This is a genomic window from Amycolatopsis australiensis, assembly GCF_900119165.1.
In the GTDB taxonomy this organism is placed as follows: domain Bacteria; phylum Actinomycetota; class Actinomycetes; order Mycobacteriales; family Pseudonocardiaceae; genus Amycolatopsis; species Amycolatopsis australiensis.
Map to the genome: position 1 here is coordinate 8,047,511 of NZ_FPJG01000006.1, position 12,990 is coordinate 8,060,500.

13 protein-coding genes and 1 pseudogene are annotated in these 12,990 nt (G+C 71.8%); 4 read left to right on the forward strand and 10 right to left on the reverse strand.

All coding sequences use genetic code 11. The features are described from left to right. Positions 1-16 precede the first annotated feature (16 nt). Both BT341_RS38380 and BT341_RS47125 read right to left on the reverse strand, forming a co-directional pair. Positions 17-1,450, reverse strand: a complete 1,434-nt coding sequence (locus BT341_RS38380) for a penicillin-binding transpeptidase domain-containing protein (protein WP_245805390.1) — start codon at positions 1,448-1,450, stop codon at positions 17-19. A 15-nt stretch (positions 1,451-1,465) separates the two neighbouring features. After that, positions 1,466-1,519, reverse strand: a pseudogene (locus tag BT341_RS47125) (hypothetical protein); the annotation flags it as partial. On the opposite strand from BT341_RS47125, the gene BT341_RS47130 reads away from it, so the two are divergent. Further along, positions 1,511-1,822, forward strand: coding sequence for a hypothetical protein (locus BT341_RS47130; RefSeq protein ID WP_245805406.1), 312 nt, complete (start codon positions 1,511-1,513; stop codon positions 1,820-1,822). The pseudogene BT341_RS47125 and the gene BT341_RS47130 sit on opposite strands and share 9 nt — an antisense overlap. A 52-nt stretch (positions 1,823-1,874) precedes the next feature. Here the strand turns inward: BT341_RS47130 and BT341_RS38385 are convergent, their stop codons facing one another. The 3 genes from BT341_RS38385 to BT341_RS38395 all read right to left on the reverse strand — a co-directional run bounded on the left by BT341_RS38385 (position 1,875) and on the right by BT341_RS38395 (position 4,254). Beyond that, positions 1,875-2,729: a GNAT family N-acetyltransferase gene (locus BT341_RS38385; RefSeq protein WP_072480888.1), complete on the reverse strand. Its 855-nt coding sequence runs from the start codon at positions 2,727-2,729 to the stop codon at positions 1,875-1,877. A gap of 324 nt (positions 2,730-3,053) precedes the next feature. Next, positions 3,054-3,446 carry a VOC family protein gene (locus BT341_RS38390; RefSeq protein ID WP_072480889.1) on the reverse strand — a complete coding sequence of 131 codons (393 nt, stop codon included), beginning with the start codon at positions 3,444-3,446 and terminating at the stop codon, positions 3,054-3,056. Next, positions 3,436-4,254, reverse strand: a complete 819-nt coding sequence (locus tag BT341_RS38395) for a helix-turn-helix domain-containing protein (protein ID WP_245805248.1) — start codon at positions 4,252-4,254, stop codon at positions 3,436-3,438. The genes BT341_RS38390 and BT341_RS38395 overlap by 11 nt, the downstream gene beginning before the upstream one ends. An 82-nt stretch (positions 4,255-4,336) precedes the next feature. Between BT341_RS38395 and BT341_RS38400 the strand changes: the two genes are divergently transcribed. Beyond that, complete coding sequence (locus tag BT341_RS38400) at positions 4,337-4,591, forward strand: hypothetical protein (protein ID WP_072480890.1); 255 nt, start codon at positions 4,337-4,339, stop codon at positions 4,589-4,591. 144 nt (positions 4,592-4,735) lie between these two features. Here BT341_RS38400 and ispG read toward each other — a convergent pair whose 3' ends face one another. From ispG to dxr, 3 genes are all read right to left on the reverse strand, one after another. Then, positions 4,736-5,887, reverse strand: a complete 1,152-nt coding sequence (gene ispG, locus BT341_RS38405) for a flavodoxin-dependent (E)-4-hydroxy-3-methylbut-2-enyl-diphosphate synthase (protein WP_425426444.1) — start codon at positions 5,885-5,887, stop codon at positions 4,736-4,738. A gap of 116 nt (positions 5,888-6,003) precedes the next feature. Next, positions 6,004-7,218: a M50 family metallopeptidase gene (locus BT341_RS38410; protein WP_072480892.1), complete on the reverse strand. Its 1,215-nt coding sequence runs from the start codon at positions 7,216-7,218 to the stop codon at positions 6,004-6,006. Between the two features lie 3 nt (positions 7,219-7,221). Further along, positions 7,222-8,424, reverse strand: coding sequence for a 1-deoxy-D-xylulose-5-phosphate reductoisomerase (dxr, locus tag BT341_RS38415; RefSeq protein ID WP_072480893.1), 1,203 nt, complete (start codon positions 8,422-8,424; stop codon positions 7,222-7,224). Positions 8,425-8,518: 94 nt separating this feature from the next. Between dxr and BT341_RS38420 the strand changes: the two genes are divergently transcribed. Together BT341_RS38420 and BT341_RS38425 are read left to right on the forward strand one after the other, a co-directional pair. Further along, entirely contained in the window at positions 8,519-8,776 is a 258-nt protein-coding gene (locus tag BT341_RS38420; protein ID WP_072480894.1) for a DUF2631 domain-containing protein, read from the forward strand. Positions 8,777-8,801: 25 nt separating this feature from the next. Further along, on the forward strand, positions 8,802-9,461 hold the full coding sequence (locus BT341_RS38425; RefSeq protein ID WP_072480895.1) for a peptidylprolyl isomerase: 660 nt from the start codon (positions 8,802-8,804) through the stop codon (positions 9,459-9,461). A gap of 165 nt (positions 9,462-9,626) precedes the next feature. Here BT341_RS38425 and BT341_RS38430 read toward each other — a convergent pair whose 3' ends face one another. Together BT341_RS38430 and pdxR are read right to left on the reverse strand one after the other, a co-directional pair. Then, the gene (locus tag BT341_RS38430; protein WP_072480896.1) at positions 9,627-11,396 is read right to left on the reverse strand and encodes an MFS transporter; all 1,770 of its coding nucleotides are present in this window, start codon (positions 11,394-11,396) and stop codon (positions 9,627-9,629) included. A gap of 125 nt (positions 11,397-11,521) precedes the next feature. Next, on the reverse strand, positions 11,522-12,973 hold the full coding sequence (pdxR, locus tag BT341_RS38435; RefSeq protein ID WP_072480897.1) for a MocR-like pyridoxine biosynthesis transcription factor PdxR: 1,452 nt from the start codon (positions 12,971-12,973) through the stop codon (positions 11,522-11,524). Between the last annotated feature and the right edge of the window lie 17 nt (positions 12,974-12,990).

A 12,990-nucleotide genomic window follows, 5' to 3' on the forward strand; every position in this document is an offset into this window, starting at 1 on the left:
CCTTACGACGGCCCGCTCAGCCGATCCCGGCCAGGAACCGGTGAGCGGCCTGCACCGCGGGCCTGGACGACCCGGCGTCGGTGAGCAGCACGGCGAACGCCAGGTCGCCGCGGTAGCCGACGAACCAGCCGTGCGAGTGGGAGCCGTCACCGAACTGGGCGGTGCCGGTCTTGCCCGCGACGTCGGGGATGTCCCGCAGGCCGGTCGCGGTGCCCGCGGTGACCACTTCGCGCATCATGTCGCGCAGCGCGTCGAGGACGTCCTGGGACGGCGGGTCGCCGACGTTCTTCGTGGTCGCGGGCATGCCCTTGACGATCGAAGGTGTCGGCACCTTCCCGGCGGGCACGGTGGCCGCGGCCAGCGCCATGCCGAACGGGCTGACCACCACCGTGCCCTGGCCGAAGCCGTTTTCGGCGCGCTGGACGGCCGAGTCGGCCGCCGGGACGGCCCCGGTGACCGTGGTCAGCCCGGGGACGACGAAGTCCGCGCCGATCCCGAAGGAGCGCGCGGTGTCGGTGAGCGCCGACGCCGGCAGGCCCGCGGCGAGCCGGGCGAAGGTCGTGTTGCAGGAGCGCGCGAACGCCGTCTTCAGCGGGACGCGGCCGAGGTCGAAGCGGCCTTCGTTGGGGATGACGCGGTTTTCGACCGTCGTGGTGCCGGGGCAGTCGACCGGGCTGCCGGCCTCGGCGTCGCCCGCCGACAGCGCGGCCGCCGCGGTGACGATCTTGAACGTCGAGCCCGGCGGATAGCGGCCGGACAGGGCCAGCGAGCCTTCGTCGTCCGCGGCGGCGTTCTGCGCCACCGCGAGGATGTCGCCGGTCGAAGGCTGGATCGCCACCAGCGCGGCGGGGTACGGCTCGGGGTCGAGGGCCTTCTCGGCGGCGTCCTGGATCTTCGTGCTGAGCGTGCTGGTGACCGCGGGCGCCGGGCGCGGCGGCTCGGCCTTCAGCTCCGAGACCTCGCCGCCGGTGACGTCGCGGGTGACGATCCGCCAGCCCGCGGCGCCGGCCAGCTGCTGCTCGACCAGGGCGCGGATGCCCGGCAGGACCTGCTGCCCGAAGCCGCGGGTGACCGGCAGCAGCCGTTCCTGGCTGGCGAACCGGACACCCGGCAGGTCGTAGATCGCCGGTTTGACCCGCTGGTAGTCCCCGGCCCGCAGGGTGATCACGGAGTAGGCGTCGCCGGGCTTGGTCTTGCTCATCCCGTCGAGCACGGACCGGCCGGTGACCGAGGGCTCGTACCGGTGCAGCGCCTTGGCCAGGGTGCCGGCGACGGCGCTCGCGTCGCCGGTCTTCTGCGGGTCGACGACCACGCCGATCACCGTCTGGGGCCGCATCAGCGCCACGCCGTCGCGGTCGAGGACCGGCGCGGTCTCCGGCAGCTGCGGCAGCACACCGAGCGTCTGGCCGACGGCCAGCTGCGGGTGCACGACCGTCGGCTGCCAGTGCACCTGCCAGCCGTTCTCGGCCGCGCGGAGCAGGGCGTCGGCGCGGTAGGTCCAGGTGCGCCCGTGCGGCAGGTGCCAGGTGAGCTGGTAACTCGCCGTGACGGTGTCGCCGTTCGCCGGCTCCTTGACCGCTTCGTCGCCGACTTCGAGGGCTCGGGTTCGAGCACGCCGCGGACCTGCGTCAGCACGGTCTTGGCCGCGTCGGGCGAGTCGGTGTTCGCCGCGGCGGCGTCGACGTCCCCGGACGCGACGGCGTCGAGGAAGGCGGAGAGGGCGTCCTCGGGACCGTCGCCCGAGCACCCGGCCGTGGTCGCGGCGACGAGCAGCAGCGCCGCGAGCGCACCGCGGCGTCGACGTGCACTCATGGCGGGATGATGCCTGGTCAGCGGGGGTGTCCATGATCCGAAACACCGCCACGGAAGAGTGGTTAGAACAGCACCGTCGCGTACTGGCCGACCTGCTTGAAGCCGATCTTGCGGTAGGCCGCGAGGGCGGGGGTGTTGAAGGCGTTGACGTAGAGGCTGGCGGTGCGGCCCAGGCCGCGGACGAGCCGGTTGACGACCGCGGCGGTGCCGGCGGTGCCGAGGCCGTCGCCGCGGCGGTCCGGGTGGACCCAGACGCCCTGGATCTGCCCGACGGTGGCCGACATGGCGCCGATCTCGGCCTTGAAGACGACTTCGCCGTTCTCGAACCGGGCGAAGGCACGTCCGGCGCCGATCAGCTCGGTGACGCGGGCCCGGTAGCTGGCGCCGCCGTCACCGCTGCGCGGGTCGACGCCGACCTCTTCGATGAACATGGCGACGGCCGCGGGCAGGTACCGCTCGAGCTCGTCCGGCCGGACGGGGCGGACCAGCGGATCGGCCTTGACCAGCGGCGTCGAGTCCAGCGCCATGAGCGGCTGGTCGTCGCGGACTTCACGGGCGGGGCCCCACTCGTCTTCGAGCTCGGCCCAGAGACCGAGGACCTGCTCGGCGGGGCCGACGAGGGAGGAGCAGGTGCGCTGCCGCCGGAGCGCGCGGTCGGCGAAGGAGCGCAGGGCGGGGGCGTTGCCTTTCAGCGGGATGAGGTTGGGGCCGGAGAAGCACAGGCCTTGCAGCCGTCCGGCCCGGACCGGACGGCTGTCGGCGGCCCAGAGCTCACCACCGAGCCGCCACGGGTCGAGACCGGCGGCCTCGACCCGGGCGCTGACCATGCAGCTGCCCACCGGGTCGGCGGCGAGCGCGGCACGGACCGCCGGATAGTCCCGATCATCGAGCAGCCGTGCACCTGCAAGCCGCAACACGGCATCCAGGGTGCCAGATCCGGCCCGCAAACGGAACGCGAGCCTCTCGACACGCTGGGGCGAAGAACCCGGTTCGGACGTCGGGGCCGGAATCGGGCACCGCTGGAGCGGATGGTGTGTGCGCATCGGCAGGCAGAGACCAGAGCAGGGCAACCCGCCCCAGCGGCAGCCGTGTGCGAGCCGCGGCTCGCACAGCAGCTCGCCACCGGCAGCGGCCGCAACCCCACCTCGCGGCCGCAGGGTGGGCGGCAGCCTGGCTCCGCCCGGTGCACTCCGGCGCGGCCATGGCCTGTGACCCAGCTCCCCCACCCGGGCCCGCCCCGCTCAGGGCGCCCCTCGGTACGTGCCGATCGTCCAGGAATTGCCCTCCGGGTCCCGGAGGCTGAACGTGTGCGAGCCGTACTCCGTGTCCGTCAGCTCGGCCGTGATCTCCGCTCCCGCCGCCTTCACGCGCTCGTAGATCTCGTCCACCCTGTCCGACACCACGTACGCCGCCGCCGTGCCCGGTCTCATCGTGTCGTGGATGCCGTCCGGGGGTCGGACGCTGCCCAGCATCACCGCGCCGCCCTCCGGCCAGCGCAGCTCCGCGTGCGCTATCAACTCGCCTTCCGGCACCACCAGCGCCTCGGTGAAACCCAGGACGTCGACGAGGAAGCGGATCGCCGCCCGGGCGTCGTCGTAGCGCAGAGCCGGCCACACGTTCGGTTCAGGAGTCATGGCGGGAGTCTCGCCCGGGCGCCACCTCCTCGTCTTGGAGGAACGGGAGCTCCTCCGCGATCCACGTCCCCGGCGTGCAGCCCGCCAGCGCGCGCCACTCGTTGCCCAGGTGCGCCTGGTCGCAGAACCCGCACTCCACGGCCAGCGTGGCCAGGTCCCGTCGTCCGCCGCGCAGCGATCGCACCGCCCGCTCGAACCGCAGCACCCGCGCCGCCTGCTTCGGGGCCAGGCCCAGCTCCGCGCGGAACCGCTCACTCAGGTGACGGCGGCTCCAGCCCACCTCGCCCGCCAGGTCCGCGACGCGCACCCGCCCGTCGGCGCCACGCATCCGCCGCCACGCCTCCCCCAGCTCCGGTGGCGGCGCCGGCGCACCCCGCGAGACCACCCGCGCGGCCAGCACCTCGTCGAGCAACGCGAACCGCTCGCGCCACGTCCGCAGCGAACGCAGCCGCTCCGGCAGCCAGCCGAGACCGAACTCGGCCAGGTCGCAGACCTCGCCGCTCAGCTCCGCCGCCGTGACGCCGAACAGCGTGCGCACGCCGAGCGGGTCGAGCTCCAGCTGCACCCCTTCCTGCCTGCGGTCCTGCTCGATCAGCACCGCCCGCGTGTGCAAGCCGCCGACCAGCGCCTGCAGGCTGTGCCCCGCCATCCGCACCGGCCCGGCGAGACTGATGACGAGCGTCACATGCCGGGACGGCAGCCCGCGGTGGACCGGCAGCGTCACGCTCTCCTGCGCGTACCCGACATAGCGCGTGACCAGCGGCCGCACCACCGGGTGCGGCTGCCGGACAGCCCATGTCACGTTCACGGATGCCAGCGTAAACGTCACCACCGACAGTTCCGGTTCTGCTAACACGGACATTGCGTCCCCACCGCGGAAGGAACTCCCCATGACGATCCAGGAGCAGGCGCAGCAGCTGGAGCTGCTCGCCGACCAGGTGCCCACCGGCATCGCGCTCGCCACCAAGAGCGACCTCGAAGACCTGCAGGCGCAGGTGCTCGGCCTGCTCGGGGAGACCTCGACGGCGACCGCGATCCAGGGCGCCATCCAGCTCGCGGCCCAGCAGATCGACGAGGTCGCCGCCGCGCTGGAGAACGTCCGCCTGCAGATCCGCGACGCCGCCCAGCACCACCTCCAGGGCTAGCGCCCCGATGCGGCCTTCCGTGCGTTGGAGCACTGCGGCGCGAAGCGCCTCCGTTGAGGATGGGTGGCGGGGGCATGGGTGGAGCAACCAAGGCCGCCTTCGGTGCGTCACACGCAACCAAGGCCGCCTTGGGGCGCTTGAAGCTCAGCCGGCGGTGACGACCGGCGAGCCCTCGCCCAGCGACTCGCCCGCCTCTTCGGCGATGCGCATGGCTTCCTCGATCAGCGTCTCGACGATCGCGTGCTCGGGCACGGTCTTGATGACCTCGCCCTTGACGAAGATCTGGCCCTTGCCGTTGCCGGACGCGACACCGAGGTCGGCCTCGCGGGCCTCGCCCGGGCCGTTGACGACGCAGCCCATCACCGCGACGCGCAGCGGGATCTCCATGCCCTCGAGCCCGGCCGTGACCTGCTCGGCGAGCGTGTAGACGTCGACCTGCGCGCGCCCGCAGGACGGGCACGACACGATCTCCAGCTTGCGCGGCCGCAGGTTCAGCGACTGCAGGATCTGGATGCCGACCTTCACCTCTTCGACCGGCGGCGCGGACAGCGACACGCGGATGGTGTCGCCGATGCCCTGGCGCAGCAGCGCGCCGAACGCGACGGCCGACTTGATGGTGCCCTGGAACGCCGGCCCGGCCTCGGTGACGCCCAGGTGCAGCGGGTAGTCGCACTGCTCGGCGAGGATCTCGTAGGCACGGACCATGACCACCGGGTCGTTGTGCTTGACCGAGATCTTGATGTCGTGGAAGTCGTGCTCGGCGAACAGCGACGCCTCCCACAGCGCCGACTCGGCCAGCGCCTCCGGCGTCGCCTTGCCGTACTTGTCCATGATCCGCTTGTCCAGCGACCCCGCGTTGACGCCGATCCGGATCGGCGTGCCGTGGTCCTTCGCGGCCTGCGCGATCTCCTTGACCTGGTCGTCGAACTTGCGGATGTTGCCCGGGTTGACGCGCACCGCCGCGCAGCCGGCCTCGATCGCCGCGAAGACGTACTTCGGCTGGAAGTGGATGTCGGCGATCACCGGGATCTGCGACTTGCGCGCGATCGCGGGCAGCGCCTCGGCGTCGTCGGCCGACGGGCAGGCGACGCGGACGATGTCGCATCCCGCGGCGGTCAGCTCGGCGATCTGCTGCAGGGTCGCGTTGACGTCGGAAGTGAGCGTCGTCGTCATCGACTGGACGGAAATCGGGTAGTCGCTCCCGACGCCGACCGGGCCCACGTGGAGCTGGCGGGTCTTGCGGCGCTCGGAGAGGACGGGCGGGGGCAGGGCGGGCATACCGAGTGCGACGGTCACGCTTCCAGCGTACCTACCCCGACCGGGCCACCTTCACCATGTCAACCGTCACGGTGAGCAGCGTTACGCCCGTGTGAAGCGCCCCGGCGGGGCCGGAACCCCTCCGGGGCGGGGCGCTACTGCAGCCGGATCGGATTGACGATGTCGGCGGTCACCGTCAGTAGCGTCACCGCGCCGCCGATGAGCACGAGCACCATCGTGATCCCGGACAGCCTCGTGTAGTCGACCGGGCCGCCCGCCGCCTTGCCGCGCAGGCCGCGGATCCAGTCGCGGACGCGCTCGTACCAGACCACCGCGATGTGCCCGCCGTCGAGCGGCAGCAACGGCAGCAGGTTGAACACGCCGATGAAGAAGTTCAGGCTGGCCAGCAGGAAGAAGAACAGCACCCAGATCCCGCGTTCGACGGCCTCGCCGCCGATCCGGCTCGCCCCGACGACGCTGACCGGGGTGTTCGGGTCGCGCTCGCCGCCGAAGATCGCGCTGACGACGGCGGGGATGCGCTGCGGGAACTGGACGAGCCGCTGGGCCGTCTCGGCGAACATCGTGCCGGTGAAGCTGAACGTCGCGCCCACCGCGGCGACCGGGCCGTACTGCGTGGTCAGGGCCGGCTGCTGCGGCGACGCCCCGATCATGCCGACCTCCTTCACGCCGGCGCCGGTCCACCGCTGCACCTTCGGCACGTCCACGGTCAGCGAGAGCCGCTGGCCGCCGCGCTGCACCACGAAGACGGTCGGGCCGCTGGTCGCCTGCACGGCGGCCAGCATCTCCTGCCAGGTCGCGACCGGCTTGCCGCCGACCGAGAGGACCTTGTCGCCGGCACGCAGGCCGGCCGCCTCCGCCGGGCGGGCGGCGCCCGGCGGGCAGCTGGTGTCCTGCGCCTGCGCCTCGGTCGTCGCCGGCCGCGCGCACGACGTCGAGGCCAGCACCGGCGACGTGTCGGCGGGCGCGAGGTTCGGCAGGCCCATCGTCACGGCCATCAGGTAGAGCACCACGAACCCGAGGATGAAGTGCGTGATCGACCCGGCCGACATCACGACGGTGCGCTTCCAGGTCTTGAACCGCCACATCGCGCGCGGCGCCTCGTCCGGGGTGACCTCGTCGAGCGCCGTCATGCCGGCGATGTCGCAGAACCCGCCGAGCGGGATCCACTTGAGGCCGTACTCGGTCTCGCCGCGGCGGAACGAGAACACGGTGGGCCCGAAGCCGATGAAGTACCGGCGGACCTTCATGCCGAAGGCCTTCGCGGTGACCATGTGGCCGGCCTCGTGCAGTGCGACCGAGACGCAGATCCCCAGCGCGAAGAGCACCACACCGATGATGTAGGCGAGCACCCGCTACTTCCCCTCGATGATCGAACCGGCCCGCGCGCGAGCCCAGCGCTCGGCGGCGAGAACGTCCTCGACGTCGCGCGGTTCGCGACGCCACTCGTCGGCGGCTCCCACCACCTCGGAAACAGTGTCCACTATCGACGTGAAGCCGGTGTTCTGCGCGAGGAAGGCGGACACGAGCTCCTCGTTCGCGGCGTTGTAGACGGCGGGCAGGCAGCCGCCAACGGTGCCGCAGTGGCGGGCCAGCTCGACGGCCGGGAAGGCTTCGTCGTCGAGCGGCTCGAACGTCCAGGTCGCGGCCGTGTCCCAGGTGCACGCGGCGGCGGCGCCGGGGACGCGGTCGGGCCAGTGCAGCGCGAGCGCGATCGGCAGCCGCATGTCGGGCGGGCTGGCCTGGGCGATCGTCGAGCCGTCGGTGAAGGTCACCATCGAGTGAACGATCGACTGCGGGTGCACGGTGACGTCGATCTTCTCCGGCGGGATGCCGAACAGCAGCGCCGCCTCGATCAGCTCCAGGCCCTTGTTGACCAGCGTCGCCGAGTTGATCGTGATCAGCGGGCCCATCGACCAGGTCGGGTGCGCCATCGCCTGCTCGACGGTGACGCCGGCCAGCTCGGCGCGCTTGCGGCCGCGGAACGGGCCGCCGGAGGCGGTGAGGACGAGCCGGGCGACCTCGTCCTGGCGGCCGGCGCGCAGGGCCTGCGCGATGGCGGAGTGCTCGGAGTCGACCGGCACGAGCTGACCGGGCTTCGCGGCGGCGAGCACCAGCGGCCCGCCGGCGATGAGGGACTCCTTGTTCGCGAGCGCGAGGGTGGCGCCGGTGGCGAGCGCTTTGAGCGTCGGCTCGAGACCGCGGGAGCCGGGCAGGGCGTTGAGGACGGTGTCGACCTTCACGGCGTCGATCAGTTCGGTGACGGCGTCGGAGCCCGCGAAGAGGCGCGGAAGCTTGAACTCGCCCTGGGCGTAGCCCCGCTTCTGCGCTTCGGCGTACAGCGCGAGCTGCACGTCTTCGGCCGCCGTGGCCTTCGTCACGGCGACGGCCTCGACGCTGTGGGCGAGCGCCTGCGCGGCGAGCGCGGCCGGGTCGGCGCCGCCCGCCGCGATGCCGGCCACCCGGAAGAGGTGCGGGTTGCGGGCCGCGACGTCCAGGGCCTGCACGCCGATGGACCCGGTGGAGCCGAGCACGAGAACGCTTCGCGAGGTAGTCATCGCGGGTCATTGTCGCGCGGGGCGTCTCCGCGGCGCACCCGGAGGTGTGGGATCATCGGCGGGTCCGAGGTTCACGGGTCTTGAGGAGTTCATCGTGGCAGGCAAGGCGGTCGAGAAGAGGCGACCCGAGGTCGACCCGCGCGACGAGCCGTCCGCGGCCTGGGGCTGGCACGGCTCCTTCCCGAAGGCCACCCGCATCGCCGGCTGGGTCAGCGCGGTCATCCTGCTGCTGATGATCAAGGGCAACCACGAGAACAACACCGAGAACGTGTGGCTGGTCGGCCTGGCGCTGTTCATCGTCCTGCTGCTCGTGCTGGACATCCGCAAGCAGCGCACCGCCTGGCGCAAGTAGTTCGTTTCTCGCTAACGTCCCCGGCATGAAGCCGCGCTGGGGTCTGGCCGTGCTCGCTGTCCTGGGAGCTCTCGTGGTGCCTGCTACGCCGGCGGCCGCGTCGGCGCCGCTGATCCGGTGCGAGTTCACGCCGACGCCGTCGAACCCGGCCGCGCGGCCGGTGGTCCGACCGGCGCCGTTCGCCTCGACACGCGGGACGGTGGACGTGACGTTCCGGTTCAACTACGGGCCGGTGACCGTGCGGCTCGACCGTGGCGGAGCGGCGCCTTGCGCGGTGCACAACATGGTTTCGCTGATTTCGCAGCGGTTCTACGACCGGTCCCGGTGCTGGCGGCTGACCGACTCTGCACGGCTCGGTGTTCTCCAGTGCGGGGACATCTACGAAGTCGAGAAGGGCGGCCCCGGGTACCGCTTCCCGGACGAGGTGACCGGTTCGGAGACGTATCCGCGCGGGACGGTGGCCATGGGGAACCAGGGGCCCGGGACCAACGGGTCGGAGTTCTTCATCGTGCATTCGTTCGCGAACATTCCGCCGCAGTATCCGGTGCTGGGTCACGTGGTGCGCGGGATGTCGGCCATCGACCGGATGGTGGCCGACGGGATCATTCCCAGCGACCCGGACGGGCCGCTCGACGGTGCACCGGCGAAACCGGTGAAGATCCAGCGGGCCACGGTCGGCTGGTAGGTCGGGGAACACGTATTTCCCGCCCGGAAGGCTGCTCCCGGTTCTCGAGGCCCTCGGTACGGCAGCCGGATCTCCGCTTCGCGCATCAGTGATTCACTGATCAGGGCGTCACAAACGGGCCGGGCGCCACCCTTTCGGTGACACCCGGCCCGAGACCAGGAAAACTCAGCGTTCGCTGGACGGCGACACCAGCTCGCTCGGTCCGCCGCCGGACTCGCCCGCGACCGCCGCCAGTTCCTCGCCCACCGACTCGCCGTTCGCGCGGCGGGTGTCCTTCGTCAGCAGCGATGCCACCGCTCCGATCAAGCACACCGCGATCGCGAAACCGAACGCCACCGCCAACCCCGACTGGAACGGGCCCGAGATCAAATTCGGGAAGAAGCTCCGGCCGGTCAAGAAGGACGCCTGGTCCGGCGGCAACGACGAGAGCTGACCGCCCAGCAACTGCTGGATCGGGTTGTACCCCAGGAACGCCGCGAACAGCACCGCCACCGCCGGCAGGTGGGCGATCTGGGCCGCCGATTCCGCCGGGACGCCGTGGGCCGTCAGGCCCGCGCTCATCGTCGACGGCAGGCTCGACGACAGGCCCGCGATGATCAAGCTGAAGAAGAACCCGATCGACAGCACCATCGCCGCGTTCTGGAACGTCGTCATCATGCCCGCTCCCGAGCCGCGCGCGTCCGCCGGGAGGCTGTTCATCACCTCGGCTCGGTTCGGCGACGAGAACATGCCCATCCCGATGCCGTTGACCAGCAGGATCGCCGCGAACGCCCAGTAGTCGAAGTTCACCGGCAGGATGATCAGCAGCAGGAAGGTCAGCGCCGTGAGGGCCAGGCCGCCCGAGGCCAGCATGCGGCTGCCGATCCGGTCGGCGAGGATGCCCGACGTCGGCGCCGCCAGCAGGAAGCCCACCGTCATCGGGAGCATGTAGATGCCCGCCCACAGCGGTGTCTGCTCGAACGTGTAGCCGTGCTGCGGCAGCCAGATCCCCTGCAGCCAGATGATCAGGATGAACTGCAGCCCGCCGCGGCCGAGGGACGCCGTCAGGTTCGCGATGTTGCCCCAGGTGAACGACCGGATCTTGAACAGCGACAGCCGGAACAGCGGGTTGTCGACCTTCGACTCGATGACCACGAACGCCACCAGCACCGCCAGCCCGCCGATCAGGCAGGTCAGCACCATCGGGCTGCCCCAGCCGGTCGGCGACGAGCCGTACGGCTGGATGCCGTACGTGATGCCGACCAGCACCGCGATCAGCCCCACCGCGAACGTGATGTTGCCCCACCAGTCCATCCGCGCGTGCTTGCGGATCCCGGTGTCGTGCAGCTTGAGGTAGGCCCAGATCGTGCCGATCACGCCGAACGGCACCGACACCAGGAAGATCAGGTTCCAGTCGACCGGCGCCAGCACGCCGCCGACGACCAGGCCGAGGAACGAGCCCGCGATCGCCGCGACGCCGTTCATGCCCAGCGCCAGTCCGCGCTGGTTGGCCGGGAAGGCGTCGGTCAGGATCGCCGACGAGTTCGCCATCAGGAACGCACCGCCGATGCCCTGCACGATCCGCCAGCCGATCAGCCACAACGCGGCCGCGTCGCCGTCGAACCACGTGACGGCCAGCATGATCGACGACACCGTGAACACCGCGAAGCCGAGGTTGTACATCCTGGCGCGGCCGTACATGTCGCCGAGCCTGCCGAAGCTCACCACCAGCACCGCGGTGACCACCAGGAAGCCCATGATCATCCACAGCAGGTAGCTCGTGTTGGCCGGTTCCAGGGGGTTGATGCCGATGCCCTTGAAGATGTCGGGCAGCGCGATCAGCACGATCGAGGAGTTGATCGTGGCGATCAGCATGCCCAGCGTCGTGTTGGACAGCGCGATCCACTTGTACCGCGGCCCCAGTTCCGCGATCGAATACGTCCGGCGTTCCGCCACTGTGCAACCCTTCTGCTCGCCAGTCCCTTAGCTAGGCTAAGCAACTTGCTTGCGTATGGCAACCAAGTCCGCGGATCGCCTGCGAGAGCATGATCACACTCGCTTGACTGTCCTTTGTGGAGTCTTTACTGAGCGCGCAGGACGCGGCCCAGGATCGCGACGCCCTCCGCGATCTCCGTCGCCGTCCTGGCCGCGTAGCCGAGGACCAGGCCCGGGCGTCCGGGCCGCTGGCGGTGCCACGACAGCGGCTGCGCCTTCACGCCCTCCGCGAGCGCGGCCGCCGCCAAGGCGACGTCGTCGACGCCGGGCTCGAACGTGACCGTCAGGTGCAGGCCCGCCGCCGCGCCGTGGACCACCGCCGCGGGCAGGTCCGTGGCCAGCGCGCGGATCATCGCGTCGCGGCGACGGCGGTGCCGGGCCCGGACCACCCGCAGCTGCCGCTCCAGCTCGCCGGTCTCCATCAGCCGGGCCAGGACCAGCTGGGCCAGCACCGCGTTGCCGAGGTCGGCGAACCGCTTCGCCGCCACCAGGTCGTCCCGGAACCGCGGCGGCGCCAGCAGCCAGCCGACCCGCAACGCCGGTGCCAGCAGCTTCGAGACGCTGCCCGTGTAACAGACGTCCGGCAGCATCGACCGGACCGCGGGCACCGGCGCGCGGTCGTAGCGGTGCTCGGCGTCGTAGTCGTCTTCGATGACGATGCCGCCCTCGGCCGCCCAGCGCATCAGGTGGCGGCGGCGCTCGCCGCCCAGCACCACGCCCATGGGGAACTGGTGGGCCGGGGTCACCAGCACCGCCGGGGCGTTCAGGTCCGCGACCCGCAGGCCGTCGTCGTCCACCGGGACCGGCGGGGTCGCCAGGCCGCAGTGGTGCAGGTGCTGGCGGGCGCCGAGCGAGCCGGGGTCTTCGACGGCGACCGTGCCGACGCCGTGCTGCCGCAGCACCTCCCCCACCAGCGTCAGCGCCTGGGCGACCCCGGACACCACGATGATCTCGCCGGGGTCCACGCGGATGCCGCGGTTGCGCGCGAGCCAGTGCGACACCGCCTGGCGCATCGCCGGCGCGCCGCGCGGGTCGCCGTAGCCGAAGTGGGCAGGCTCCAGGTCGTCCAGCACCGCGCGTTCGGCCTTCAGCCACGCCGCGCGCGGGAACGCCGTCAAGTCCGGCACGCCCGGTGTCAGGTCGATCCGGGCCGGCGCCGCGCGGACCGCGTCGAAGACCTCCGCACCCGGCAACGGCGTGATCACCTTCGAAGGCGGCGGCGCCGGCGCCGGGGCGGGCGGCAGGACGGGCGCGGCGACCACCACCGTGCCCGCGCGGCCGCGGCCCGCGGCGTGACCGTCGTCGATCAGCCGCTGGTACGCCTCCGTCACCACGCCCCGCGACACCCGCAGCTCGGCGGCCAGCACGCGCGACGCGGGCAGCCTGCCGCCGACCGGGAGCCTGCCGTCGGCGACGGCGGCGCGCAGCTGCCCGGCGAGCCAGTCCGCGAGCCCGCCCGGCGGCGCCTCCCGGACGTCCAGCTGCAGGAAGTCCGACCCTATGGACCCCTCCGCAGGGGCGGTTTTGGCTCTGTCCATCGAGCCATTGTGGCAGC